Annotated in this window: 27 protein-coding genes; 13 read left to right on the top strand and 14 right to left on the bottom strand. The window is 74.4% G+C overall.

Going from position 1 to position 22,251, the window contains the following annotated elements; genetic code table 11:
• Together ABZS66_RS11260 and ABZS66_RS11255 are read right to left on the bottom strand one after the other, a co-directional pair.
• A complete protein-coding gene (locus ABZS66_RS11260) occupies positions 1 to 354 on the bottom strand; it encodes a YciI family protein (protein WP_354756978.1) in 354 nt (117 codons plus the stop codon).
• Complete coding sequence (locus tag ABZS66_RS11255; protein WP_354756977.1) at positions 351 to 767, bottom strand: DUF6069 family protein; 417 nt, start codon at positions 765 to 767, stop codon at positions 351 to 353. Before ABZS66_RS11255 ends, ABZS66_RS11260 begins: the two co-directional genes overlap by 4 nt.
• 184 nt (positions 768 to 951) lie before the next feature.
• Here ABZS66_RS11255 and ABZS66_RS11250 point away from each other — a divergent pair, with 184 nt between their 5' ends.
• The gene (locus ABZS66_RS11250; RefSeq protein ID WP_354756976.1) at positions 952 to 1,629 is read left to right on the top strand and encodes an HAD-IA family hydrolase; all 678 of its coding nucleotides are present in this window, start codon (positions 952 to 954) and stop codon (positions 1,627 to 1,629) included.
• Between the two features lie 114 nt (positions 1,630 to 1,743).
• Positions 1,744 to 2,586, top strand: a complete 843-nt coding sequence (locus ABZS66_RS11245; protein WP_354756975.1) for an alpha/beta hydrolase — start codon at positions 1,744 to 1,746, stop codon at positions 2,584 to 2,586.
• On the opposite strand, the gene ABZS66_RS11240 is transcribed toward ABZS66_RS11245, so the two are convergent.
• Together ABZS66_RS11240 and ABZS66_RS11235 are read right to left on the bottom strand one after the other, a co-directional pair.
• A complete protein-coding gene (locus tag ABZS66_RS11240; protein ID WP_354756974.1) occupies positions 2,557 to 2,886 on the bottom strand; it encodes an antibiotic biosynthesis monooxygenase in 330 nt (109 codons plus the stop codon). The two genes, ABZS66_RS11245 and ABZS66_RS11240, sit on opposite strands and share 30 nt — an antisense overlap.
• A complete protein-coding gene (locus ABZS66_RS11235) occupies positions 2,883 to 3,794 on the bottom strand; it encodes an LLM class flavin-dependent oxidoreductase (RefSeq protein ID WP_354756973.1) in 912 nt (303 codons plus the stop codon). Before ABZS66_RS11235 ends, ABZS66_RS11240 begins: the two co-directional genes overlap by 4 nt.
• A 59-nt stretch (positions 3,795 to 3,853) precedes the next feature.
• Between ABZS66_RS11235 and ABZS66_RS11230 the strand changes: the two genes are divergently transcribed.
• Positions 3,854 to 4,597: a helix-turn-helix transcriptional regulator gene (locus tag ABZS66_RS11230; protein WP_354756972.1), complete on the top strand. Its 744-nt coding sequence runs from the start codon at positions 3,854 to 3,856 to the stop codon at positions 4,595 to 4,597.
• Here ABZS66_RS11230 and ABZS66_RS11225 read toward each other — a convergent pair.
• On the bottom strand, positions 4,579 to 4,992 hold the full coding sequence (locus ABZS66_RS11225; RefSeq protein ID WP_354756971.1) for a hypothetical protein: 414 nt from the start codon (positions 4,990 to 4,992) through the stop codon (positions 4,579 to 4,581). The genes ABZS66_RS11230 and ABZS66_RS11225 overlap by 19 nt on opposite strands.
• Positions 4,993 to 5,060: 68 nt before the next feature.
• Between ABZS66_RS11225 and ABZS66_RS11220 the strand changes: the two genes are divergently transcribed.
• Positions 5,061 to 5,318 carry a ribosomal protein L7/L12 gene (locus ABZS66_RS11220; protein WP_354756970.1) on the top strand — a complete coding sequence of 86 codons (258 nt, stop codon included), beginning with the start codon at positions 5,061 to 5,063 and terminating at the stop codon, positions 5,316 to 5,318.
• Between the two features lie 7 nt (positions 5,319 to 5,325).
• On the opposite strand, the gene ABZS66_RS11215 is transcribed toward ABZS66_RS11220, so the two are convergent.
• Complete coding sequence (locus ABZS66_RS11215; RefSeq protein WP_354756969.1) at positions 5,326 to 6,033, bottom strand: XRE family transcriptional regulator; 708 nt, start codon at positions 6,031 to 6,033, stop codon at positions 5,326 to 5,328.
• A gap of 19 nt (positions 6,034 to 6,052) precedes the next feature.
• On the opposite strand from ABZS66_RS11215, the gene ABZS66_RS11210 reads away from it, so the two are divergent.
• Positions 6,053 to 6,262: a YbhB/YbcL family Raf kinase inhibitor-like protein gene (locus ABZS66_RS11210; RefSeq protein ID WP_354756968.1), complete on the top strand. Its 210-nt coding sequence runs from the start codon at positions 6,053 to 6,055 to the stop codon at positions 6,260 to 6,262.
• A gap of 18 nt (positions 6,263 to 6,280) precedes the next feature.
• On the opposite strand, the gene ABZS66_RS11205 is transcribed toward ABZS66_RS11210, so the two are convergent.
• Positions 6,281 to 6,811, bottom strand: coding sequence for a hypothetical protein (locus ABZS66_RS11205; RefSeq protein WP_354756967.1), 531 nt, complete (start codon positions 6,809 to 6,811; stop codon positions 6,281 to 6,283).
• Between the two features lie 64 nt (positions 6,812 to 6,875).
• Between ABZS66_RS11205 and ABZS66_RS11200 the strand changes: the two genes are divergently transcribed.
• On the top strand, positions 6,876 to 7,310 hold the full coding sequence (locus ABZS66_RS11200; RefSeq protein ID WP_354756966.1) for a hypothetical protein: 435 nt from the start codon (positions 6,876 to 6,878) through the stop codon (positions 7,308 to 7,310).
• Positions 7,311 to 7,324: 14 nt separating this feature from the next.
• Here the strand turns inward: ABZS66_RS11200 and ABZS66_RS11195 are convergent, their stop codons facing one another.
• Entirely contained in the window at positions 7,325 to 8,245 is a 921-nt protein-coding gene (locus ABZS66_RS11195; RefSeq protein WP_354756965.1) for an AraC family transcriptional regulator, read from the bottom strand.
• Between the two features lie 129 nt (positions 8,246 to 8,374).
• Here ABZS66_RS11195 and ABZS66_RS11190 point away from each other — a divergent pair, with 129 nt between their 5' ends.
• The 3 genes from ABZS66_RS11190 to ABZS66_RS11180 all read left to right on the top strand — a co-directional run bounded on the left by ABZS66_RS11190 (position 8,375) and on the right by ABZS66_RS11180 (position 12,727).
• Positions 8,375 to 8,680, top strand: a complete 306-nt coding sequence (locus ABZS66_RS11190) for an antibiotic biosynthesis monooxygenase (protein ID WP_354756964.1) — start codon at positions 8,375 to 8,377, stop codon at positions 8,678 to 8,680.
• A gap of 31 nt (positions 8,681 to 8,711) precedes the next feature.
• Positions 8,712 to 9,677, top strand: coding sequence for an alpha/beta hydrolase (locus ABZS66_RS11185; protein WP_354756963.1), 966 nt, complete (start codon positions 8,712 to 8,714; stop codon positions 9,675 to 9,677).
• A gap of 74 nt (positions 9,678 to 9,751) precedes the next feature.
• Positions 9,752 to 12,727, top strand: a complete 2,976-nt coding sequence (locus ABZS66_RS11180; protein WP_354756962.1) for a CHAT domain-containing protein — start codon at positions 9,752 to 9,754, stop codon at positions 12,725 to 12,727.
• On the opposite strand, the gene ABZS66_RS11175 is transcribed toward ABZS66_RS11180, so the two are convergent.
• Genes ABZS66_RS11175 through ABZS66_RS11165 form a run of 3 tightly spaced genes read right to left on the bottom strand, consistent with a single transcriptional unit; the run spans position 12,681 to position 15,272 of the window.
• Entirely contained in the window at positions 12,681 to 13,718 is a 1,038-nt protein-coding gene (locus ABZS66_RS11175; protein WP_354756961.1) for a tetratricopeptide repeat protein, read from the bottom strand. The genes ABZS66_RS11180 and ABZS66_RS11175 overlap by 47 nt on opposite strands.
• Positions 13,718 to 14,320: a hypothetical protein gene (locus tag ABZS66_RS11170; RefSeq protein WP_354756960.1), complete on the bottom strand. Its 603-nt coding sequence runs from the start codon at positions 14,318 to 14,320 to the stop codon at positions 13,718 to 13,720. Before ABZS66_RS11170 ends, ABZS66_RS11175 begins: the two co-directional genes overlap by 1 nt.
• 22 nt (positions 14,321 to 14,342) lie before the next feature.
• On the bottom strand, positions 14,343 to 15,272 hold the full coding sequence (locus ABZS66_RS11165; protein ID WP_354756959.1) for a hypothetical protein: 930 nt from the start codon (positions 15,270 to 15,272) through the stop codon (positions 14,343 to 14,345).
• Positions 15,273 to 15,415: 143 nt separating this feature from the next.
• Here ABZS66_RS11165 and ABZS66_RS11160 point away from each other — a divergent pair, with 143 nt between their 5' ends.
• Positions 15,416 to 15,901 (top strand): hypothetical protein, encoded by a 486-nt coding sequence (locus ABZS66_RS11160; protein WP_354756958.1) that lies wholly within the window; start codon positions 15,416 to 15,418, stop codon positions 15,899 to 15,901.
• On the opposite strand, the gene ABZS66_RS11155 is transcribed toward ABZS66_RS11160, so the two are convergent.
• Positions 15,892 to 17,175: a lanthionine synthetase LanC family protein gene (locus tag ABZS66_RS11155; protein WP_354756957.1), complete on the bottom strand. Its 1,284-nt coding sequence runs from the start codon at positions 17,173 to 17,175 to the stop codon at positions 15,892 to 15,894. The two genes, ABZS66_RS11160 and ABZS66_RS11155, sit on opposite strands and share 10 nt — an antisense overlap.
• A gap of 60 nt (positions 17,176 to 17,235) precedes the next feature.
• Here ABZS66_RS11155 and ABZS66_RS11150 point away from each other — a divergent pair, with 60 nt between their 5' ends.
• Positions 17,236 to 17,640 (top strand): RidA family protein, encoded by a 405-nt coding sequence (locus ABZS66_RS11150; protein ID WP_354756956.1) that lies wholly within the window; start codon positions 17,236 to 17,238, stop codon positions 17,638 to 17,640.
• Positions 17,641 to 17,722: 82 nt separating this feature from the next.
• A complete protein-coding gene (locus ABZS66_RS11145; protein ID WP_354756955.1) occupies positions 17,723 to 19,750 on the top strand; it encodes a tetratricopeptide repeat protein in 2,028 nt (675 codons plus the stop codon).
• A gap of 119 nt (positions 19,751 to 19,869) precedes the next feature.
• Here the strand turns inward: ABZS66_RS11145 and ABZS66_RS11140 are convergent, their stop codons facing one another.
• Positions 19,870 to 20,124 (bottom strand): hypothetical protein, encoded by a 255-nt coding sequence (locus tag ABZS66_RS11140; protein WP_354756954.1) that lies wholly within the window; start codon positions 20,122 to 20,124, stop codon positions 19,870 to 19,872.
• A gap of 27 nt (positions 20,125 to 20,151) precedes the next feature.
• Positions 20,152 to 21,411 carry a hypothetical protein gene (locus ABZS66_RS11135; RefSeq protein ID WP_354756953.1) on the bottom strand — a complete coding sequence of 420 codons (1,260 nt, stop codon included), beginning with the start codon at positions 21,409 to 21,411 and terminating at the stop codon, positions 20,152 to 20,154.
• A 222-nt stretch (positions 21,412 to 21,633) separates the two neighbouring features.
• Between ABZS66_RS11135 and ABZS66_RS11130 the strand changes: the two genes are divergently transcribed.
• Positions 21,634 to 22,251: an isochorismatase family protein gene (locus ABZS66_RS11130; RefSeq protein WP_354756952.1), complete on the top strand. Its 618-nt coding sequence runs from the start codon at positions 21,634 to 21,636 to the stop codon at positions 22,249 to 22,251.

Below are 22,251 nucleotides of genomic sequence, written 5' to 3'. Positions count from 1 at the left end.
TCAGGCTTGGGACAGGTCGTCGAAGGGGCGCACCTCGATCGGGCCGCAGGCCGCCGCGCACTGCTCGGCCCAGGCCAGCGCCTGGTCCAGGTCCGCGCACCTGATGACCCAGAACCCGCCGATGTGCTCCTTCGTCTCGGCGAACGGCCCGTCGCTCATGGTGGTGGTGCCGTTCTCGATCCGCACGACGGTGGCGCTGTCCGGCGACAGGAGTCCTCCGCCGAAGACCCAGGCGCCCGCGGCCCGCAGCTCGTCGTTGATCCGATCGGTCTCCCTGAGCATGGTCTGCGTCTCCTCGTCCGACAGCGCGGGCGCGCCCTCGACGGAGTGCACGGACAGCAGGTACTGCTTCATGAGGCGGCCAGGCGGCGCGCGACGGCGGGGATCACGATCGCGGCCGCGACCAGGTGGGTGAGCATCAGCAGCGCCTTGGTGGCCACCCCGGCGTCGGCGATCGCGTCCGGCACCAGCGACAGCACGGTCAGCACCACCGTCGTGCGGATGAACGTGCGCCGCGGACGCCGGGCGAACCGGGACAGCAGCCCGGCGATGACCACGCCGATCAGGGAAAGCGCAGCGGTCAGCACGCCGAACCCCGCGACCGGGATCGGGGCGCCGGCCATGTCGAGACTGACCCCGGCCGCGTGACCGGCGGCGGCGACCGCCATCGTGGCGGCACTCGCCACGGCCGCGGCGACGACACCGGTCCGGATCAGCGCACCGATGCTCGAAGCGGTGGCGCGGGTCGGGTTCACGGTGGTGGTCATCATGCCCTCCAGCGGGTGTGTGGACCGGCTCGGTGCCGGGCTCTCACCAGGGCTACGAAAAGGACCGACCCCGTTCGACAAGCACGCCCAGATCTTTTCAAAGACATTCGAGTCAGGTGTACCTCAGGGCAATCCCGGGCATACCGGCCGTTGGGCGCAACGGCCGGGACGGGATACTGGCACGGTGACGATCAAGGCGCTGATCTTCGACTTCGACGGCCTGCTGATGGACACGGAGACCACGCTGCTGGAGAGCTGGCGCTGGGAGTGGCGGCGGCACGGCATGGAGCTCGATCCGGCCGGCTTCTTCGCCGACCACGGCGGCGACGCGAACGAGCCGCGTTACACAGCGCTCGCCGCAGCGGTCGGACCGGCGTACGACCGCGAGTCCAGCCATGCGCTGCGGATGGCCCACCGGCTCGCACTGAACTCAGTGCTAGAGCCGGCACCCGGCATCGTCGACTGGCTGGACCGGGCCGGGCAGCTGGGGCTGCGGTTGGCCGTGGCGAGCAGTTCCGCGGTCACCCACGTGGGCGCGATGCTGGAGCGGGTCGGACTGCGGGCGCGGTTCGAGGTGCTGGCGACCGGCGAGGAGGTGGCCGCGCACAAGCCGGATCCGGCTGTCTACCTGCTGGCGCTGGATCGGCTCGGGCTGCCGGCGGAGGACGCGGTCGCGTTCGAGGACACCGCGCACGGCGTGGCGGCGGCGCACGCGGCCGGGCTGCGCTGCGTGGCGGTGCCGAACCCGCACGCGGACGCCGGCCGTTTCACGGCCGCGGACCTGCTCCTGCCCAGCGCCGCGGACCTGTCCCTCGACGCGGTCCTGGCCGCGCTGGCCCGGCGCGGCGGCGCTCCCGGCTGAGCCGGGTCGAACGGGGAGCCGGCGAAGTGGCCGGTGGCATGCGGGCAGCGTGCACGTTCGCCGCCGGCCCGCCCCGGCGTTGTTTGGCCGGGTCCGGGTGGGTAGTCGTCCGCGATGGACATCCGCCATCATCGCGTCGAGACCAACGGGATCCGGCTGCATTACATCACCGGCGGTACCGGGCCGGTCGTGCTCGGGATGCACGGGTGGCCGGAGTCGCACCGGCAGTACCGCCCCCTGATCGACCGGCTCGGGGACCGCTACCGCTTTTTCGCGCCCGACCTGCGCGGCTGCGGGGACAGCGACAAGCCGCAGAGCGGGTACGAGCCCACCGCCATCGCCTCCGACATGCTCGGACTGCTCGACGAGGCAGGGGTCGAGCACTTCCACATCCTCAGCCACGACCTCGGCGGGCCGCCCGCGGTCGCGCTCGCCTACCTCAGCGGCGGCAGGGCGCTGTCGCTCGCAACCATCGAGACACCGTTCTTCGGGCTCGACTACCCCGGCTACGTCGACCCGCAGGTCGCCTACTGGCACCTCGGCATGCACAGGAACATGGACGTCACGCGGATGCTGGTGGAGGGGCGCGAGGAGCAGTACCTGCGCCACTTCTTCCGCGACTTCGCCTACAACCCGGACGCCGTACCGGAGGAGGAGGTCCAGGCGTACGTCGCCGCGATGCGCCAGCCGGGCACCCTGCGCGGCAGCCTGAACCTGTACGGGTCCATCCCGCAGATCGCCGCCGAGACCCGGCAGCTGACCGCGCAGCAGCTCATCGTGCCGATGATGGCCTGGGGCGGCCGGTCGTCGTTCGGCACGCACTGCATCGACAGCGCCAACGCCATCGCCACCGAGGCCTACGGCGGGGTCGTCGAGGAGTGCGGCCACTGGGTCTTCCAGGAGCGCACGAGTTTCATCTGCGACCAGCTAGACCGGTTCTGGGCCGGCAAGGCCTAGGTTCACCACGACCTCGTGGTGGGTGACGTGCTCGTCCCAGCGGGTCAGCACCCGCCGGGCCGCCTCCTCGACCACGGCCCGGTCGAACGAGACGCCCGCGAAGGACCGCACCGCCGACATGTCCTCGAAGTACGTGATCGAGGTGAACAGCACGAGATCGCCGTCGGGCGAGCGGAGCAGGCGGGCACCGCGGAACCCGGGCACCTGCGACAGGTGCCCGGCGACCTCGGAGGCGTAGTGGCGCTGGTACTCGTCCGCCGTCGCGGGCGGGGCCCAGCCCCGCCAGATCCGGGCGATCACAGCACGCCCGCCACGCGCTCCAGCTGCTCGCGCTGGTCGCGCAGGTCGAGGCCGCCCAGGCGGAGCACGACGTGCTGCGCGCCCGCGGCCGCGTACCGGTCGAGTGCCATCCGCACCTCCGACGCCGTGCCGGTCACCACCGCCTGGATCCGCTCCAGGTCGGCAAGGGGCATGCCGTAGTTGACCCGAGCATAGTCGTCGAGGACCCGCCGGCCGGCGGACACGTTGCGGTCGACGCGCACGGTGACGAACAGCGCCGGGGTCACCGGGCGACCGCCGGCGGCGTCGCGGACCGCCCGCAGGCCGGTGGCGTAGTCGGCAGGCTCCGGCGGATAGGGCAGCCAGCCGTCGTACAGCCGGCCCGCCCGGGCGAACGCGCCCGGCGTGAAGCCGCCGAGCCAGATCGGCGGGCCGCCCGGGCGGAAGGGGCGTGTGGCGGGCGGGAGGTCGTCGAAGCTGAGCAGCTTGCCGTGGAACGAGGAGGCGCCGTCCCACAGCGCCCGCCACAGGGCGACGGTCTCGTCGAGCCGCAGGAATCGCTGCTCCCACGGTACTTCGGAAAGATCGTAGAAGGGGCGCCCGAACCGGCCGGGGAAGCCCGCGCCGACCGCGGCCACCAGGCGGCCGCCGGACAGCAGGTCGATCGAGGCGAGGGCCTGGGCCGCCTGGACCGGGCGGCGCAGGAACGGCAGCAGCGCGGCGGTGCCGAGGGTCACCCGCCCGGTCGCCGGGGCCAGTGCGGCGAGCATGGTCAGCGCCTCGATCCGCGGGCTGATGAGCGAGTCGTTGACCCACAGTGAGGCGAAGCCCGCCTGTTCGGCGGCGCGGCCGAAGCCGACGAGGTCGCGAGGGTCGTCGGCGGGGCCCCACTGGGCTTTGCCGGTCGGCAGCAGTACACCGGAATCCATGGTCAAATGCTCGGCCGGGACCCGCACCGGCGGCAATTCCGCCAAGGGAATATGGATCCGTGGACTTCCCTTCCGCCCTGCGTGAACGCCGGACCAGCCTGCGGCTCAGCCAGCTCGACCTCGCGCTGCGCGCGGGCACGACGCAGCGGCACGTGAGCTTCATCGAGTCGGGGCGGTCGGTGCCCGGGCGCAACATGGTGGTGCGGCTGGCCGAGTCGCTGGACCTGCCGCTGCGGGAGCGCAACGCGCTGCTGCTCGCGGCCGGGTACGCGCCGGCCTACCCCGAGTCCGGGCTCGACGACGCGGCCCTCGTGCCGGTCCGCGAGGCGATCGGGCACATCCTGCGCGGGCACCTGCCGTACCCGGCGATCGTCGTCGACGGCGGTGGCGGGCTGGTCGCCGCGAACGAGGCGTTCGGGCTGGTCACCGAGGGCGCGGCGGCGGACCTCGTGGGGCCGGGGCGCAACGTGTACCGCCTGGCGCTGCACCCGCGGGGCATCGCGCCGCGCATCCGCAACCTCGCCGAGTGGTCCCGGCACATCGTGGCGCGGCTCGACCACCTGCCGCAGCTGCGCGACGAGCTCGCCGCGTACGTGCCGGAGCTCGGGCCCGACGACGCCCCGCTGGGCTTCGCCGTCCCGCTGCACCTGGCCTCGTCCCGCGGCGAGCTGCACCTGATGACCACGATCACGACGTTCGCCACGGCCGTCGACGTGACCCTCGCCGAGCTGAAACTGGAGGCGTTCCTGCCCGCCGACGCGGCGACGGCCGCGGCGCTCGCGGACTACCCGGGGAACATGTAGTCGGTCTGGATCCGCCCGTCGGCGGCGAGGACGAGCAGGTCCTCCCCGCCGCCGTGGACCTCCCCGCCGAGCACCGCCTCCCAGCCGATCCGCACGACGCCGTCGAGGCGGACCGCGCCGCCCCGGGCCCGGAAGGTGAACCCCTGGCCGGCGACGAAGTCGTCGTAGCTGCGCGCGACCCGGCGCTCGATCGCGTCGTGGCCCTCGGCCCGCAGCGCCTGGTCCGCGAACCCGAGCCGGTCGGCGGCCTGGCGGATCTCGACCGGCGGGTGCAGCACGTGCGCGGCGTCGTCGGCCCAGAGGCGCTCGATCGCGTCCCGCCGCTTCGCGGGGTCGGGCTCGGTCCACTGGGCGATGTATCGTTCGGCGAGTTCCTGCGGGTCGATGTCAATCATGCAAGCATCCTCGGATCGGCCCCCGGACCCGGCAATTCCCTGCGCGGAATGCTGATACATTCACGTTCGTGCTGCTGAGACCGAGTGGGCCGGACCGCTCCCTGTCGGCGCAACTGGCCGCCGTCGAACGCAAGCTCGACCTGCTCCTCGCCCACCTCGGCATCGAGGTCCCCGAGCCACCCGCGCCCGCGGGCGTCCTCGAGGAGCTCCAGGCCGGTCGCAAGATCCATGCGATCAAGTTGTACCGCGAGGCGACCGGCGCCGGCCTCAAGGAGGCCAAGGACGCCGTCGAGGCGCTGGCCGCCCGCTACGGCCTGGGCCGCTGAACACGGTTCAGGCGACGGAGGCCGGTCGGGTCAGCCGCTGGCTGTGCTGGCCGATGATCGCGCGCAATGCCCGTTCCGATGCCGCGTCAGCCGGGGTGAGGACGAACAGCCGCTGGTCGGAGTCGTCCAGGGTGGCGAGCACGTCGTAGCTGACGGTGAGCTCGCCGCCGACCGGATGGCGGATGCGCTTGCGGCCGTGGTTGCGCTCCTGCACGGTGTGGTCCTGCCACCAGTCGCCGAACTCGGCGCTGCCGTCGCGCAGCTCGGTGACGAGTCCACCGAGCCGGGCGTCGCCGCGGTGGCGGGCCAGGTTGGCGCGCAGGTTGCCGACCGTCTCCCGGGCGACCCGGTCCCAGTCCAGCTGCGTCCGGCGGGTCGCCGGATCCAGGAACACGAGGCGTGCGATGTTCGCCGCCGTCCCGGTGCCGAAGCCGGCACCGAACAGCGCCGCCGCGGCCTCGTTGCGGGCGAGCACGTCGAACCGGAAGTCGACGACATAGGCGGGCAGCATCGGCATCCCCGCCAGCAGCGCCCGCAGTGAGGCGCTGACCGGCGCCGGCCGGTGTCGCGGGGCCGGCGACTCGCTCCTGGCGATCAGGTGCAGGTGCCGTCGCTCCGGCTCGGACAGCAGCAGCGCATCCGCCAGAGCGTCGAGCACCGCGGCGCCGGGCACGCTGCAGTGGGACATCCCGGGCGGGACCACCACGCTGGACACGACGCCACCGGCCGGAGCGGTGCCCGGCGTCGACGACGCCGGGCAGACCGGGTATCTGGGCCCGTGCCCGCCCGCCGGCGACATTGCGCACCGGTACCAGATCACCGTCCATGCCCTGGACGTGACGAGCCTGGACCTGCCGGCGGCCACCCCGCCCGCCGTGACCGGGTTCACGATGAGCGGTCACGTCATCGGATTCGCCCGGATGACGGTGACCGCCCGGCGCTGAGCCGGTGGGGACAGGCGCTCAGTCGCCGCTGTAACCGAGGAAGACGATGGTGGCCGCAGTACCGTCCGTGTAGGTGACGACGTACCGGCCGTGGTCGCGCTGGTGTCCGTCGAGCGTGCGGTCGGCGAGGGCCGCCTCCACCGCCTCCGGGCTCGGGTGCGGCGTGCCGAACAGGTCCAGCAGCTCGTCGTCCGGCACCGGGGAGATCGTGGACGGCGTCACGTCGATGACCGAGTGGGTGCCGGAGAACGGCTGCGACTCCAGCAGCGAGTCGGGGTCGCGCACGTCGACATGGGCGGCGTACCAGGACAGGCGGGCCATCCCGTCGTCGGGCTCACCGACGTCGTAGCCGAAGGCCTCGGCCATGCTCGCCCGCATGAACGCCAGCTCGGCGGCGACGTACTCCTCCTCGGTCATCGAGTGGGCCTGCTCGTTCGGCGGCTGCCGGTAGAACTCGCCCTGGTCGTAGGCCTCCTGCCGGGCCCGCTGGAGCGCGGCGGCGATGTCCGGCTCGTACGGCACCTGCCAGGTCCAGCTCGAAGCGCCCATGCCGGCAGACTAGCGGCACGGATCGGGGATTCGCCGCCCCGGCCGGTCTGGCAGGGTCGCTCGGGTGGGAAACGGAGTCGGGGCGCCGCTCGAGGTGCGGACGCTGGCGGTCGTGCAGTACCTCATGGGCGCCGGCGGCCTGGCCGGCGCGGCGCTGCTCGTGTGGGCCGCGTCGGTGGTCGCCCGGAAGCCCTCCTACGGCGGCCCCGACACGCTGACCGCCGCCCAGGCCATCGCGATCCTGGCCGCCGCGGCCCTCGTGGCGGGCGGGTGGGGCGGCCTGGCCCTCGTCCTGGGCCGGCGCCTGCGGCAGGGCCGCCCGTGGGCCCGCACGGTGTCCGTCGTCCTCGGCGCCCTGGTGCTGGCCGGCGTGGTCACGCTCGTCGTGGCGGGGTGGCCCATGCCGGTGCCGGCGTACCTGCTCGCCGCGTCGTACCCGCTGCTGTGCCTCGCCCTGCCCAACACGGCCGCCGCCCGGGAATGGTTCCGGCCGAGCTGATCCGCGAGGCCGGGTCAGGGCAGCGCCGGCGCGGCGGCGGGCTCCCGGTCGTGGTCCTCGGGCGCGCGCAGGCGGGTGGTGTCCTGGCTGGGTGGGCGGCCGAACTGGCGGCGGTACTCGCGGCTGAACTGTGACGGGCTGTCGTAGCCGACGCTGCGGCTGACGCCGGTGATGTCGTCGGGCCGGGCCGCGAGCAGGAGCCGCGCCTGCTGGAGCCGGATCTGCTTCTGGAACTGGATGGGGCTGCTCGCGGTGACCGCCTGGAAGTTGCGGTAGAAGGCGGACACGCTCATGCCGGCCAGCTGCGCCAGGTCCTCGACCCGGAACGGCTGCGTGTAGTGGTCGCGGATCCACTGGACCGTCCGCGCGATGTGGGTGAGGCCGCTGTCGGCCAGGCCGAGCTGGCGCACCGCCGCACCCTGGTCGCCGGTGAGGACCCGCCAGAGGATCTCCCGCTTGATGAGCGGTGCCAGCACGGTGAGGTCGCGCGGTCGCTCGATCAGGCGCAGCAGCCGGATTACCGCGTCGAGCAGCTCGGCGGGGGCGTCGCTGACGGCCAGTCCGGACGGTGTGCCGCCGGCGGCGGCCGGCAGGTCGCCGGGGGCCGCGTGCAGCATGAGCTCGGCGATGCCGGCCGGGCGCAGGACCAGGCCGAAGCCGAGCGCGGGCCGGTCGGGGCTGGCCTCGGTGAACTGCCCCGTGATCGGCAGGTCGACCGAGGCGATGAGGTACTGCCCGGGGCCGTACTCGTAGACCCGGTCGCCGAGGGCGATCCGCTTCGCGCCCTGCGCGACGACCGCCAGGATCGCGCCTGACATCGACGGCGCCGGTGGGCCGGTGTGGTCGACCCGGGAGATCAGCACGTCATCGATGGGCGTGCGCTGGTCGGCCCGGGCGTGCCGGGCGAGCAGGTCCCGCAGCACGTCAAGCGTCATGCACCGATGCTCGCACTGATTGGAGGATCAGGCAAGGGGAAGCGAGCATCGTTCTACCGTATTTGCTGCTCAGCCTGCTTGAATCAAAGCATCGGTTTCCGACGTACATCCACTGAAGGAGAGAATTCGATGCTCGCGACACATGGTTTCCACGCCACCATGACGGCCCGGCCGGGCCTGGGCGACGAGGTGGTCGCGCTGCTGCTCGCGGCGCCGTCCCTGCCGCATCCGGACTGCGTCGTCTTCCTGGTCGGCCGCTCGGCCGGCAACCCCGACGTCGTGCACGTCACCGAGGGCTGGACCAGTCCGGAGGCCCACGCCGCGTTCTTCGCCACCGAGCCCGCGCAGGCGCTCGTCGCCCGGCTCCAGCCGCTGCTCGACGGGGAGTCGCAGTACAGCGACGAGGTACCGGTCGGCGGCAAGGCCACCTTCTGAGTCGCAACCACTTCGAGAAAGGACCCCCGCGATGACGACCCGACCCGACTTCGACCCCCACCTGCGCGCCCTGCTCGCCGACCTGCCCCTCATGCCCGGGCTCGACGCCGAGGCCCTCGCCCAGATCCGCCCGTTCGCGGCCCAGCCGGTCGAGCCGCTGCTGGACGGCCGCGCCGTCGACCGGCGCGAGATCACGATCCCCGGCCCGGACGGCACCCCGATCGCCCTGTCGATCCTGCGCCCCGCCGGCCCGGCGCCCGCCGCCGCACCGCCGTGTGTCTACTGGATCCACGGCGGCGGGATGGTCATGGGCAACCGCTACTCGCAGCTCGACATCCCGCTGGAGTGGCTGGAACAGTTCGGCGCCGTCGTGATCTCCGTGGAGTACCGGCTGGCACCCGAGGCCACCGGCACGGCCCTGGTCGACGACTGCTACCACGGCCTGGCCTGGACCGCCGGGCACGCCGCCGAGCTGGGCATCGACCCGGCCCGCATCGTCGTCGCGGGCGCCAGCGCGGGCGGCGGCCTCGCCGCCGGGATCACGCTGATGGCCCGCGACCGCGGCACCCCGCCGATCGCCGCGCAGGTGCTGATCGGCCCGATGCTCGACCACCGCAACACCACCACGTCGAGCCGGCAGTTCTCCGGCGACCCCGGCGTCTGGACCCGGCAGATGAACGAGTTCGGCTGGCAGTCCGTGCTCGACGGGTTCGACGGCGAGGTGCCCGCGTACGTCTCACCCGCACTCGCCGGCGACCTCTCCGGCCTGCCCGCCACCTACGTCGACGCCGGCTCGGCCGAGGTCTTCCGGGACGAGAGCGCCGACTACGCCGCCCGCATCTGGGCCGCCGGCGGCCGCGCCGACCTGCACATCTGGGCCGGCGGCTTCCACGGCTTCGACGCCCTCTACCCGGCGGCACCCCTCTCGGCCGCCGCCCGCCGGACCCGCAGCGACTGGCTCGGCCGCCTCCTCGCGGAGCAACCGGCCCCACGCTGACCCGGCCGCCGTCCGGTTATGGTGCAGGAGGCCGTCAGCCGATGCTCGAACCGCGACAGGGAGGGCCGCCCGGCATGCCGGAGTCACCGTCGGCCGCGAGCCGCCACCGGGCGGCGCGCCGGCTCGCGCAGCAGGCCCAGCACGAGGGTGACCTGCGCCTGCTCGACGAGGCGATCGCCGAGCTGCGGCAGAGCGCGGGACCGGCCGGCCGCCCGGATGACCTGGCCGTGGCGCTCTACCACCGCTTCGAGCTGACCGGCGACGAGCCGGCGCTGCGCGCGGCGGTGGAGGCCTACCGGGCCGCCGTCGACGCGGCCGGCCCGCGGCGGGTGGCCGACCTGTCGGGGCTGGGGATGTGCCTCGTGCGGCTCCACGAACGCACCGGCGACGAAGGCGCGGTGGACGAGGCGGTGACGGTGCTGCGCGCGGCGACGGCCGGGCTGCCCGCCGACGAGCCGGGCGTGTCCCGGGTCTGGGCGAACCTCGGCCTGGCCCTGTTGCGCCGGATGGAGCGCTCCGGCGACCTGGGGCCGCTCGACGAGGCGGTCTCCGCGCACGAGCGCGCCGCCGCGACGACCGTGACCGCACCGGCCACGCACGCGCAGATCGTGGCGAACCTCGGCAACACGCAGATGTTCGCCGCCCGCCAGACCGGTGACGGCGCCCGCCTCGACGCCGCCGTCGCGGCGTTCCGGCGGGCGGCGGGCATCGTGCCGGCCGGGCACCCGGCCCTGCCCGGCGTCTTCGCGGGGCTGGCCGACGCGCTGGTCGCGAAGGCCGTCGCGGCGGGGGACACCGCGCTGCTCGTCGAGGCGAACGCCGTGCTGGACCGGGCGCTGCGGCACGTCGGTCCGGCCGACCCGGACCGTCCCGTCCACCTCAACCAGCGGGCCACCGCGCTGCGCACGAGCTTCGCCCGGGTCGGTGACGTGGCCGCGCTGGACGACGCGATCGCCTGCCTGCGCGAGGCGGTCCAGCTGGCGCCGGCGACCGGCCCCGACCGGCTGACGTACCGGTCGAACCTGGCGCTCGCCCTGCGGAACCGGTTCGAGTACACGTCCGACCGGGCCTCGCTCGGCGAGGCGGAGCAGCTGCTGCGGGGCGTGGTCGCCGAGGTTCCCGCCGGCCATCCGGCGTGCCCCACCTACCTCGCGGAGCTGGCGCACTGCCTGCACCGGGCCGGCGTGGAGACGCGGGCCGAGGAGCCCTTGCGCGAGTCGGTCGAGCTGCTGCGCACCGCGGTCGCCCGCAGCCCCGCCGGGAGCCCGGAGCAGCTGCTGCACCTTTCGAACCTGGGCGGCACGCTGCTCAGCCTGGGCGGGTCGAGCGCCGACGACGCGGTCCTGGCGGAGGGGGTCGGCGTGCTGACCGACGCGGTCGGCCGCCTGGACCCGGACAACTTCGAGCTCGCCGACGTGCTGCTCAACCTCGGCGACGGCCATCGGGCCCGGTTCCGCCGGGGCGGCGGGCGGGAGGCGTTCACCGCGGCCACCGCGGCGTACCGGCGCCTCGCGGGCACGGCGCAGGCCACGACGCTGCACCGCGCGATGGCCGCGCAGCGGCTGGGCCACCTCCACGCCGACGACGGTGACCTGCGCAGCGCCCGGGACGCGTTCAGGACGGCGGTCGGGCTGCTGGACCTCGTCGCCTGGCTGGGCCTGCACCGCGACGACCAGGAGCGGCTGCTCGTCGAGTTCTCCGGGCTGGCCGGGTCCGCCGCCGCGGTCGCCGTCGCGCTGGACGACCCGGACGGCGCGCTGGAGATCCTGGAGCAGGGGCGCGGGGTGCTGCTGACCCGGACGCTGAACCTGCGCTCCGACGCCGACGAGGTGCGCGTGCGCGCGCCGGTGCTCGCCGAGCGGCTGGTGACGCTCCACCGGCAGCTGGAGTCGCCGGTGCCGGGGCGTCAGCGGCTGGCGCTGGAGCGCGACGCCGTCGTCGCGCAGATCCGCGCGGTGCCCGGGTTGGCGGCGTTCCTCGAACCACCCCGCGTCGGCGACCTCCGCGCGACCGCCGACGGGCGCGCCGTGATCGTCGTGAACCTGTCGCGGTACCGCTGCGACGCGCTGGTGCTGACCGCCGGCGCGACCCGGGCGGTACCGCTGCCGGACCTGCGCCTCGACGACGCCGCCGCGCGGGTGAACGAGCTGCACCGGACCAAGACAGCCGAGGACCGGGACGCGGTGCTGCCGGCGACGCTGGCCTGGCTGTGGGACACGGTCGTCGGCCCCGTGCTCGACGCGGGCGTCGTGCCGCCGGACCGTCCAGTGTGGTGGGTGCCGACCGGCCCGCTGTCGTTCCTGCCGCTGCACGCCGCCGGACACCCGGCCACGGGCGGGGCCGGCGACCGCTCGGCCCTGGACCGCGTGGTGAGCTCCTACACGCCGACGGTCGCCAGCCTCGGCCGGGCCGGTCCCGGGTCGGCCGCGGCGCCCGTGGTGTTCTCACTACCGGAGACCGCCGGCCAGCCCGCGCTTCCCCGGGCGGCCCGGGAGGCCGACCTGGTGCGCGCGCTCTTCGGGGACGCCGTCACCCTCGTCCCGCCGGAGCGGGCGACCCGGGCGGCGGTGCTCGACCACCTGGCCGAGGCCGACTGGGTCCACTTCGCCTGCCACGCCAGGGCCGACCCGTCGCGACCCTCGGACAGCCATCTGGTACTGCGTGACGGCACGCTGCGGATCAGGGAGATCGCCGGCCGGCGCCGGGAGGGCGCGCTCGCCTACCTGTCCGCGTGTGCGACCGCCCACGGGAGTGCCCGGCTGCCCGACGAGAGCATCCACATCTGCACGGCGTTCCGGCTGGCCGGCTTCACCACGGTCATCGGCAACCTGTGGGAGGTCCCGGACGCCGTCTCCGCCAGGGCCACCCGGCACACCTACGCGGCGCTGGCGTCGAGCTCGGTGGCGCGCGCGGTGAACCTGGCCGCCAGGCGCCTGCGGGACAGGTATCCGGCGCACCCCTCGGCCTGGGCCGGGTTCGTGCACATCGGCGCGGACCGGTCGCTCAGCCCGCCTCCGCCAGACCCTGCCAGTCCCGGACCGCCTCCCTGATCGACACCGTCTCGGGGTGCTCCGGGCCCCACACCCGTTCGGCGAGCGGCAGCAGTTCCCCGTAGCGGTCCCGGGCGCCGGCCGGGTCGCCCGCCTCGCCGGTCCAGTGCGCCAGGGAGGCGCGGGCCGTCAGCGTCCGCGGGTGCTCGGGACCGTGGACCCGCTCGCGGATCCGGACGAGGGCCGCACAGTGCTCGCCGGCCTCCGCCGGTCGGCCGGCCCGGCCGGTCCACGTGGCGAGGTTGATCCGGGCCAGGTCGCTGTCCTCGTCGTCCTCCCCGTTGCGGCGGACGGACGCCTCGAGGAAGCGCGCGTAGTGTGCGCAGGCGCCCTCCGGGTCGCCGGCGTGGCCGGTCCAGGACCCGAGGAACGCCAGCGCCAGCAGCGTCCGGTGCTCGTCCGGGCCGAGCACGAGCCGGCAACCGTCGAACACGGCGGCCGCCGCGTCACGGGCCTGTGCGGTCCGGCCCGCCGACGCCAGGTACTCGGTGGCGTGCAGGCAGGCGTTGGCGATCAGGTCGACGTCGCGCGGGTCCTGATGCGTGGCGTCGTCGACCAGGTGCGCGAACACTCGCAGTACCAATGGAGTCAGCATTTCCCAGGCGTCCGCCGCGGCCGGGTCGTCGGCCACGCCGGCCTCCGAGTCGGCGGTGGCCACGAACAGCAGGGTCGCCCACAGCGCCACGCACGCCGGGAGCTGCCCCGACCGGTCGAGGCCGGCGTGGGCGGCCGCGGCTGTCGCCTCGTCCAGGCGGAGAAGCCGGTCGCCGCCCTGCACCAGTCCGGCACTGGCGAGGGCCTCGACGAGCTCGTCCAGGCGCGGCGCGGTGAGCCCCCAGAACAGCTCCGACCGAGCCATCAGGTCAGCGGCCAGGACGGACCGCGGTACCGGTGTGGCCGGCAGCAGGCAGAGCATCCGCAGCAGCGTCTCCGCCTGGCCCAGTCCGCGCCGGTCGAGCTCGTCCAGGCGCTCATCGAGTGTGGCGTCCATCAGGCGCTTTCGACGTACGTGCGGATGACCATGTCCCGGCGGGTGGCGCCCGGGGCCGGGTTGACCAGGGTGATGCGGAAGTCGCCCGCGCGTTTCGGCATGACCGCGCTCACCCGGTGGTCGGGGGCCACCGTCAGGCCGGGTGAGCGCAGGTCGGCCGGGCCCGCCGCGCCGGTGTCGCAGTCGCCGCTGAGGCCCAGGCAGATGACCAGGTCGGCGCCGGTGCGGTTCCAGAACGTCAGCGTGCCGCGGGTCGCGACGTCGATCCGGTCGGCCGCGAAGCCCTCGGCGCGCAGCTCCACCCGGGGCCGCGGGAAGTAGATGGCCATGGCGAACACGGCGACGATGCCGGCGAGCACGGCCGCCGTGGCCAGCGGCAGGCCGGTGCCGCCCCACCAGGCGCGGACCAGGCAGAGCAGGCAGCCGGCGGCCGCGATCCAGATGACGACGTGGAACGTGTGTATCCGTTCCGGGGTGACGAACGGGCCCGTGCCCTGCTCGGACGGGTTGATCCAGCCGGCGTCGAAGGTGCAGGCGCACAGCACCACCAGCGCGGCCGCGCCGGCCAGCCAGAGCAGGGCAATGTCGAACCAGTCCTCCACCCCGTCACCGTATCGACCCCGGTCAACGCTCGAACTGGGTCTCCACGGTGGTGTCGACGGCGTCGCCGAGCCCGTACACCCAGGCCCGGCCGACCGGGTCGCCGAGCTGCGCGCGCAGCCACAGCGCCGACCAGCGGGCGATGTTCTCCACGCCGTCGGCCTGGTCGAGGGTCTGCGGGGACAGGTCGGGGCGGGCCCCGGCCGGGTTCTGTACGTCGGTGATGCCGTAGTGGTTGGCGCCGGTGAGGCTGACGTACAGCTTCGGCGTGCCGGAGAGCACCGCGTAGGTGCCGAGGCCGCCGGCCGGGCTGGCGACGCCGTCGGCGCTGCCCTGGATGAGCGCGACCGGGATCGTGTTGGCCACCGGCGGGATGACCGTCGTGCCGGGCGCGGCGTTGTTCGTGCCGTAGAACGCGGCCGCCCTGAGCTGGGCCGGCGCCGGGATCGGAGCGTCGGTGAACGGGGGCGTCGACAGACCGGTGGACAGCCCCAGCCCGGCGGCGCCGCCGAACGAGTGGCCGGTGAGCAGCAGCGTGCCGGCGTCGATCCGGCCGTACAGCGGCGAGCCGGTGCGGGCGTTCTCGGCGGCGGCCCAGGCGACGGTCCAGGTCGCCTCGGCGCCGTCGGCGTACAGGCCGGGCACCCCGAACAGGACCCGGGTGTGGTCGGGGACGACCACGACGAAGCCGTAGGAGGCGACCTTGCGCGCGAAGCCGGCGTAGTTGGCCCGCCCGACGGCGGCGCCCTGCAGGAGCAGCACGACCGGCCACGGCTGGTGCGGCGAGGAGGTGTGCGGGTGGTACACGTCCGCGGCGTCGCCGTTGACGGTGGTCGCGTAGGTGTCGACGGTCGAGTAGGCGGCACCGGCGGGCGCGGGGCGGGCGAGTGCCCCGGCGATGACCGCACCACCGGCCGCGAGCAGCACGCCACGGCGGCTGAATCGACGTCCCATCCGAACTCCGTTTCGATAGACGAAACACTGTTCCCATAGACGATACGGGATGGGAGGGTACCGCCGTCAATGCCTTCGGGGTGGCATGATCGTTCGCCATGGGTCTGTTCTCGCGTCGGCCGCCGACTCCGGTCGAGCGCCTCATGAAAGCCGCCAAGCTGCCGACCGCGGGCGGTGAGCTGCCGCTCGACGAGATCGCGGCCGACGTCGTGCGCCGGCCGGGCCGACAGGCGGCGGCGGTCCTGGCCGTGGTCGAGGAGCTGCTCGCCGACGCCCCGCAGGTGGCGGTGTCATTCCTCGAGGACGTGCAGAACATCGCCTCGCACGGCGCCGGCGAGCTGCTGAGCGTCGAGGACCTGCTACCGCTGCGCGGGCCGCGGACCGTCGAGGCCTGGGAGACCGTGGACCGGTTCTGGGCGAAGGTCGTCGCGTGGTGCGACGAGACCGGGGTCGAGCTGGAGCGCGAGGACGCGCTGCGCGCCGTGTCGCATCCGGTGCTGCTCACGCAGCTGCGGCTGACGTACCGGGCCCTCGCCGACGGCCGGCGGGTCGGGCTCGGGGACGTGGTTCGGTACGAGCTGGCCGGCGGCGAGCCGATGGCGGTGCTCGGGCCGCGCCCTCAGGCGTGAGCCCCGGTGGTGCGCAGCCGGTCCGGCACGCACCACCACTGGTCGGGCCGGTCCGGCACCGGCGCCTCCGGGCCGTGCTCCAGGACCCGGTCCAGGCGCAGCAGGAACGCCGCGATGCCGGCCGCGCCCTGCATCCAGGAGGCGCCGGGCGGCAGCAGCGGCGGGTCCTGCCGGTGCTCGATGAACCGCCAGCGTGCCCCGTCGGCGTCGCGGACCGCCCGCTCCGCGAGGGCGTCGCCCATCAGGCGGGCGCCGTCCAGCAGCCAGGACTCACCGGTGTCCTGGTAGGCGTCGAGGAGGACGTCGCCGACGCCGGCGGTACCACAGCATCGACCGTCGTTGTCCCAGAAGCCGGGGCGCAGCCGGGCCGGCACGCCCGCCGCGAGGACCGTGCGCAGGCAGCGCAGGCGCAGCTCCGCCACGTCACGGCCGCCGGCCGTCCGCACCCCCGCCAGGGCCAGCGCGGCGAACAGCTGCGAGGTCCCCGTGGGCCCGTGGCACCAGGTGTACGTGAGCGGCTCGACGTCGCGGGTGGAGTACGGCAGCGTGTGCGGCACGACGAAGCCGCCGTCGCTGAGGTCCCCCACCGTGAACAGGTGCTCGGCGCCGCGGACGGCGGCCGCGACGAAGTCGGGGCGCCGCACGGCGTGACCGGCGACGGCGAGCGCGGACGCGACCCCGGCGGTGCCGTGCGAGAAGTTGGGGCTGCTCGACCGGTACCCCGGCCACATCCGCCAGTCGAGCCCGCCCTCGGTCTCCTCGGCCCGCGCGAGCAGCACCTCTCCCCCACGCTCGGCGGTCGCCGGGTCGCCGGCCCAGACGGCGGTCATCACGATGCCGGCGGTGCCCAGGATGACGTCGGTGATCGCCCCCTGGTACCCGAGCCCGTCGAGCGTGGTGTCCCAGCCGTCCTCGGTGCGCAGCTCGGCGATGCGCCGGAGCGGGACGCCTTCCTGGCCGGGCTGGAGCAGCCGCAGCGCGGTCGCGTCCCCGGCCAGCCCGTCGTACAGCGACGCCTCCCGCCGCGTGCGGGCCTGCGTGACCAGCCGGTCGGCGATCCGCTCCGCGAGCTGCCGCTCGTCACCGGTCAGCGCCCGGCCCAGCCCGACCTCGGCCAGCAGCGGCGCGAGCCCGGCCAGCCCCGCGTACAGCGAGTCCCGGTCGTCCGGCGGCGCCGACGCGCCCTCCTCGCGCAGCCAGGGCCCGTCGTCGTCGCCGACCCGCGCCCGCACCCAGCCCCAGGCGGCCTCACCCAGCTCGCGATAGTCGGTCACCGTGGCACGCTACCCGCAATTCGGATGCGGGGTCGCGGCGCGGTCGGCCAGAATCGGCCGATGATCGAGAGGTTCAACCCGCCGGACGTCCACGAGCCGTCCGGCTACAGCCACGTGACCATCTCGTCGGCCGGTCGCCTGGCCCACCTGGCCGGCCAGTGCCCGCTCGACCTGGCCGGCACGGTCGTCGGCGCCCCGGGCGACTACACCGCCCAGACCGACCAGGTGATCGCCAACTGCCTCGCGGTGCTGGCCGCGGCGGACGCGACCCCGGCCGAGGTGGTCCGCTCGATCGTCTACGTGGTCAGCCCCGACAGCACGGTCCTGTCCGCGGTCTGGGACCAGCTGATGGCCTCGCCGCTGGCCCCGGCCTTCACCACGGCCAGCACGCTGCTGGGCGTGGCGTCGCTGGGATACCGCGGCCAGCTCATCGAGATCGACCTCACCGCCGCCCTCTCCGATTGACAGCCCTGTACCGGTGGCCGGTCCGTCGCTTACCGTGACAGGTTGGCAGGCGACGCACGGGCGGCGAAGGGTGTCGGGATCGGTGAGCACGCCTACTGCTGATCCACCCGGGCCGTGGCCGCACCGGGTCGGTGTGATCCCGCCGCTGGCGCACTGCCGCCAGTTCCGCCCGGCCGACGCCCTGCTCGCCGGGGCCGTGGCCCTCGACGGCGGCGGTGCGGTGCCGGCCTGCCAGGTGCTGGCCGGGCTGGGCGGGGTCGGCAAGACCCAGCTCGCCGCGAACCTCGCCGACCGGTGGTGGCGGGAGCGGCGGGTGGACCTGCTGGTGTGGGTGACCGCCACGTCCCGCTCGGGCGTGGTGACCGGGCTCGCCCAGTGCGCCGACGAGGTCCTCGGGGTGACCGGCGGCAACGCCGAAACGGCGGCCGCCCGGATGCTGACCTGGCTGGCGACCACCGACCGGTCCTGGCTGGTGGTGCTCGACGACGTCGCCGATCCGGGGGACCTGGCCGGGCTGTGGCCGCCGGCGACGCCGACCGGGCGCACGGTGGTGACCACCCGCCGGCGCGACGCCGCCCTCATGGAGGGCCGGCAGGTGATCGAGGTCGAGCTGTTCACCCCGGACGAGGCGGTGGCCTACCTGACCGTGAAGCTGGCCGCGGTTCCGCAACTGGCCGACGACCTGCCCGGCCTCGCCGCCGACCTGGGACACCTGCCGATCGCGCTGGCCCAGGCCGCCGCGTACCTGATCGACCGCGACGTCACGTGCACCGGCTTCCGCCGCCGGCTGTCGACCAAGGTGCTGCACCAGCTGCGGCCGTTGTCGCTGCCGGACCAGCACCAGGCGATCGTCGCCGCGACGTGGGAGCTGTCGATCGCCCTGGCCGACCAGCTCACCCCGCCCGGCGTCGCGGGGTGGCTGCTGCAGGTGGCGGCGCTGCTCGACCCGAACGGCATCCCCGCCGGCCTGTTCACCGCCGACCCGGTCCGGCAGGCGTGCACGGCGCGGCTGGGCGAGCCGATCGACGCCGACGACATCCGCGACGCCCTGCGGGTCCTGGACCGGCTCAGCCTCGCCGCCCTCGACTCCGGGACGCTGCGGGTCCACACCCTGATCCAGCGTGCGGTCCGGGACGCCGTGCTGCCCTACGATCGCGCCAGGCTCGCCCAGGTCGCCGCCGATGGGCTGCTGGCGATCTGGCCGGAGCCGGAGCGCGACGCGTCCCACGCCCAGGCCCTGCGCGCCAACGCCGCCGCGCTGGCCGCCGCGAGCGGGTCCGCGCTGTGGAACCCCGGCTCGGGCGGGCACGCCCTGCTGGCCCACGCCGGCAACAGCCTCGGCACGACGGGTCTGGTCACCGCCGCCGCGAACTACTTCCGGCAGCTGCACGCCACCGCCGTCGAGCGCCTCGGCCCCGACCACCCCGACACCCTGACCGTCCGGCACACCCTCGCCCACTGGCAGGACGAGGCCGGCGGCCCGGCGGACACGACCGCCTTCGCGGACCTCCTGGCCGACCACCTGCGGGTCCTCGGCCCCGACCATCCGAGCACGCTGTCCGCCCGGCACAGTGTCGCGCGGTGGCTCGGGAGGACCGGCGACGCGGCCGGCGCGGTCGCCGCGTTCGAGGAGCTGCTCACCGACTACCTGCGGGTGCTCGGCCCCGACCACCCCAACACGCTGATCACCCGCAACAACCTCGCCCACTGGCGCGGCGAGGCCGGGGACGCCGCCGGTGCCGTCGCCGCGTTCGAGGACCTGGTCACCGACTATCTGCGGGTGCTCGGCCCGGACCACCTCAACACGCTGGCCGCCCGGCACAACGTCGCCCGCTGGCGCGGGAAGGCCGGCGACGCCACCGGAGCGGTCACCGCGTTCGAGACCCTGCTCGCCGACTACCTGCGGGTGCTCGGCCCGGACCACCCCAACACGCTGGCCGCCCGGCACAACCTCGCCTACTGGCGGGGGACGGCCGGCGACCCTGCCGGGGCGGCCGTCGCGTTCGAGGAGCTGCTCACCGACTACCTGCGGGTGCTCGGCCCGGACCATCCGCATACCCGGGCCGCGCGCCGCAACCTCGAGCGCTGGGCCGGCGCGGCGCGCGCCTGATCAGCGACGGCGGATGGCCGGCCGGACCCGGCGGGCGCCGACCGCCGCGGCGATCCGGTCCGGCGTGCCGGTGCCGAGGAGACGGCGGGCGCGGGCCGCCTCCTCGTCGTCGGGCGTCGTCAGTCGCGGTCGTCCTCGCGGGCCGGCTGCTCGGCGAACAGGGTGAACTCGAACTCGGTCTGGGTGCTCTCCGCGGCGTCCTCGGCCGAGACCTCGGTCGTCACCAGGTAGGACTCGACGCGGAAGCCCAGGTTCAGCACGTCGGCGGCGCGGATGTGCTCGATGAGCTCGTCCGCGCTCGACAGGTACACGGTGTAGAGGATCGACGGCTCGGCCTGCACTTCAGGCGTCGCCTCGGCAACGTCAACGGTCATGAGCCGCGAGCCTACAGGGCAGCCGGGTCAGGCCTGCGTCGCGGCGCGGATCGAGGACGCGGCATCCTTGGCGACGGGCGACCAGGCGGTACCGAAGATGCTCCTGGAAGCGGCGTCAACCGAGGCGTGCCGGCGGACGACCTGGGTGAAGAAGGCCAGCATCGGCTCCTCGCCGAAGCGCTTGGCGAGGTACTGGACGGTCATGAAGGCGATGCCGTAGAGCGCGTTCGCGTCGGCCAGGGACGTGTCCGCCGGCGGCGGACCGAGCGTCACCGTGCCGTCCCACTTGCCGGCGGCGAGGTACGGGCGCACCGAGCGCAGGTCGGGCCCCTCGACCGAGCCGTCGGTGTTGGCGATGTACTCGGCGATGCCCTCGGTCAGCCACCACGTGCTGTACGAGGGGTTCTCGCCGCCGAGGGTCACGACGTGTGCGAACTCGTGAGTGAGCAGGGTCGTGGCCCAGCCGTCGGAGGTGACGGTGCTGTGGTCGACGACCACGTCGCTGACGCCGGGGGCGAGCGGGATCGTGAACGCGGCGGCGTTGTCGGAGGCGCCGCCGTACCACTCGAGCCACTCCTCGTCGCCGGCGAGGTACACGTGGTACCGCTGCGGAGCCCCGCCGAACGTGGCGGCGAAGCGGTCGTTGGTCTCGGCCGCGGCCTCGGCCGCGCGCATGACCCGGTCGGCGATCGCCGGGTCGGCGGCCGCGCTGGCCACGGTGACCCGGGCGCCGTCCTTCACCACGAGGGCGGTGCCGTCGTCCCACGGCCGGTCGGAGCCCTCGTAGGCGACCAGCTGCAGCCGCCCGTTCGGCACCGCCCAGCGGGTCTCGATGCGGGCGTCGAGCGGCGTGCAGTCGTCGCGGTCGAAGCAGTACGAGACGTCGACCGCGAGCTTCCAGACGTCGTCGACCCGCGACGGGATGCCGATGGTCGTCATCGTCCACTTGCGCACCCGCAGCGCGGTGAGCGTGCCGAACCGCGCCGTGGCCTGTGCCCGCAGCTCCTGCTGTGCGGCCGGGATCGCCCGCAGGTAGCCGGCCCGGTCGCCGCGCAGCAGCGCGCTCGCCTGCTGCTCCAGGACCTCCTGGATGGCGTACAGCGGGTTCTCCCCCTCCGGCACCGCCGGACCGGTGGCGGGGATGCCGGCCGCCGCGTACGCCCGGTCGCCGGGCAGCACGGCGACGAGCTGCGCGGCGAGCACGGCCACCGCCGTGACGACGGCGACGGACAGCGCCAGCACGACGCCGTGGCCGGCGCCGAACCGCCGGGGAGGCTGCGGATACATGCCGGAGACCGTATCCGCCCGTTCACCCGGATGCGGTCGCCCTGCCGACGCCCTGGCACCTTTTCGGGACTACCCGAGCCGGCCCAGCCCAGCGTGCGCCCGTCAGGCAGCGTCAACTCCATGTCGGCTCCCCGTCTCCACGCAGCATCCTCATATGGGGGCCGCGAGGTGTCGACCTGGTCAGGGCGGGTAGCTGCGGGCGTCGGACGACTGGAGGCGAACGTGACCGCGAAGCCGCGCACCAGGATCACCCGGGACAACACCGCGGTGCTGCTCCTCGACCACCAGGTCGGGCTGTTCACCGGCGTGCGGGACATCGGCGTCGCCGAGCTCAAGCACAACGTGGTCGGACTGGCGAAGGCGGCGCTGGTGCTGGGCCTGCCCGTCGTCGCGGCCACCACGGCGCGCGACAGCATGTGGGGACCCACCATCCCCGAGTTGCGGGCGGTACTCGGGGACCTGGACATCCATGACCGGTCCACGGTCAACGCCTGGGACGACGAAGCCTTCGTGGCGAAGGTCCGGGACACCGGGCGCGACCACCTGGTCGTGGCCGGGCTCTCGTTCGAGGTGTGCGCGTCACTGCCGGCCATCGCGGCGCAGGCCGACGGCTACCAGCCGGTGGTCGCGGTCGACGCCTGCGGCACCTTCAGCCACCACAAGCGGGAGGCGGGTCTGGCCCGCCTGACCGCCCTGGGGATCGAGGTGTCGGACTACGCCACCCTCATGGTCGAGATCATGGCCGACAACGCCGACCCCCGGGCGAACGACGTGTACGCCGCCCTGGACATGCCGTTCTCGACGCTGATGGGGCAGGTGGCGGCGGGGTTCGCGAAGTGA

This window comes from Dactylosporangium sp. NPDC005572 (assembly GCF_040605515.1).
Classification (GTDB): Bacteria; Actinomycetota; Actinomycetes; order Mycobacteriales; family Micromonosporaceae; genus Dactylosporangium.
Note: the sequence above shows the minus strand (reverse complement) of the source record. Positions and strands in the feature narration are given on the sequence as shown.

Bases quoted from the DNA above. Each gene is read 5' to 3' on its own strand.
- ABZS66_RS11260 (WP_354756978.1), bottom strand. From the start codon at position 354: ATGAAGCAGTACCTGCTGTCCGTGCACTCCGTCGAGGGCGCGCCCGCG.
- ABZS66_RS11255 (WP_354756977.1), bottom strand. From the start codon at position 767: ATGACCACCACCGTGAACCCGACCCGCGCCACCGCTTCGAGCATCGGT.
- ABZS66_RS11245 (WP_354756975.1), top strand. From the start codon at position 1,744: ATGGACATCCGCCATCATCGCGTCGAGACCAACGGGATCCGGCTGCAT.
- ABZS66_RS11235 (WP_354756973.1), bottom strand. From the start codon at position 3,794: ATGGATTCCGGTGTACTGCTGCCGACCGGCAAAGCCCAGTGGGGCCCC.
- ABZS66_RS11225 (WP_354756971.1), bottom strand. From the start codon at position 4,992: ATGATTGACATCGACCCGCAGGAACTCGCCGAACGATACATCGCCCAG.
- ABZS66_RS11205 (WP_354756967.1), bottom strand. From the start codon at position 6,811: ATGGGCGCTTCGAGCTGGACCTGGCAGGTGCCGTACGAGCCGGACATC.
- ABZS66_RS11195 (WP_354756965.1), bottom strand. From the start codon at position 8,245: ATGACGCTTGACGTGCTGCGGGACCTGCTCGCCCGGCACGCCCGGGCC.
- ABZS66_RS11190 (WP_354756964.1), top strand. From the start codon at position 8,375: ATGCTCGCGACACATGGTTTCCACGCCACCATGACGGCCCGGCCGGGC.
- ABZS66_RS11185 (WP_354756963.1), top strand. From the start codon at position 8,712: ATGACGACCCGACCCGACTTCGACCCCCACCTGCGCGCCCTGCTCGCC.
- ABZS66_RS11180 (WP_354756962.1), top strand. From the start codon at position 9,752: ATGCCGGAGTCACCGTCGGCCGCGAGCCGCCACCGGGCGGCGCGCCGG.
- ABZS66_RS11175 (WP_354756961.1), bottom strand. From the start codon at position 13,718: ATGGACGCCACACTCGATGAGCGCCTGGACGAGCTCGACCGGCGCGGA.
- ABZS66_RS11165 (WP_354756959.1), bottom strand. From the start codon at position 15,272: ATGGGACGTCGATTCAGCCGCCGTGGCGTGCTGCTCGCGGCCGGTGGT.
- ABZS66_RS11160 (WP_354756958.1), top strand. From the start codon at position 15,416: ATGAAAGCCGCCAAGCTGCCGACCGCGGGCGGTGAGCTGCCGCTCGAC.
- ABZS66_RS11150 (WP_354756956.1), top strand. From the start codon at position 17,236: ATGATCGAGAGGTTCAACCCGCCGGACGTCCACGAGCCGTCCGGCTAC.
- ABZS66_RS11140 (WP_354756954.1), bottom strand. From the start codon at position 20,124: ATGACCGTTGACGTTGCCGAGGCGACGCCTGAAGTGCAGGCCGAGCCG.
- ABZS66_RS11135 (WP_354756953.1), bottom strand. From the start codon at position 21,411: ATGTATCCGCAGCCTCCCCGGCGGTTCGGCGCCGGCCACGGCGTCGTG.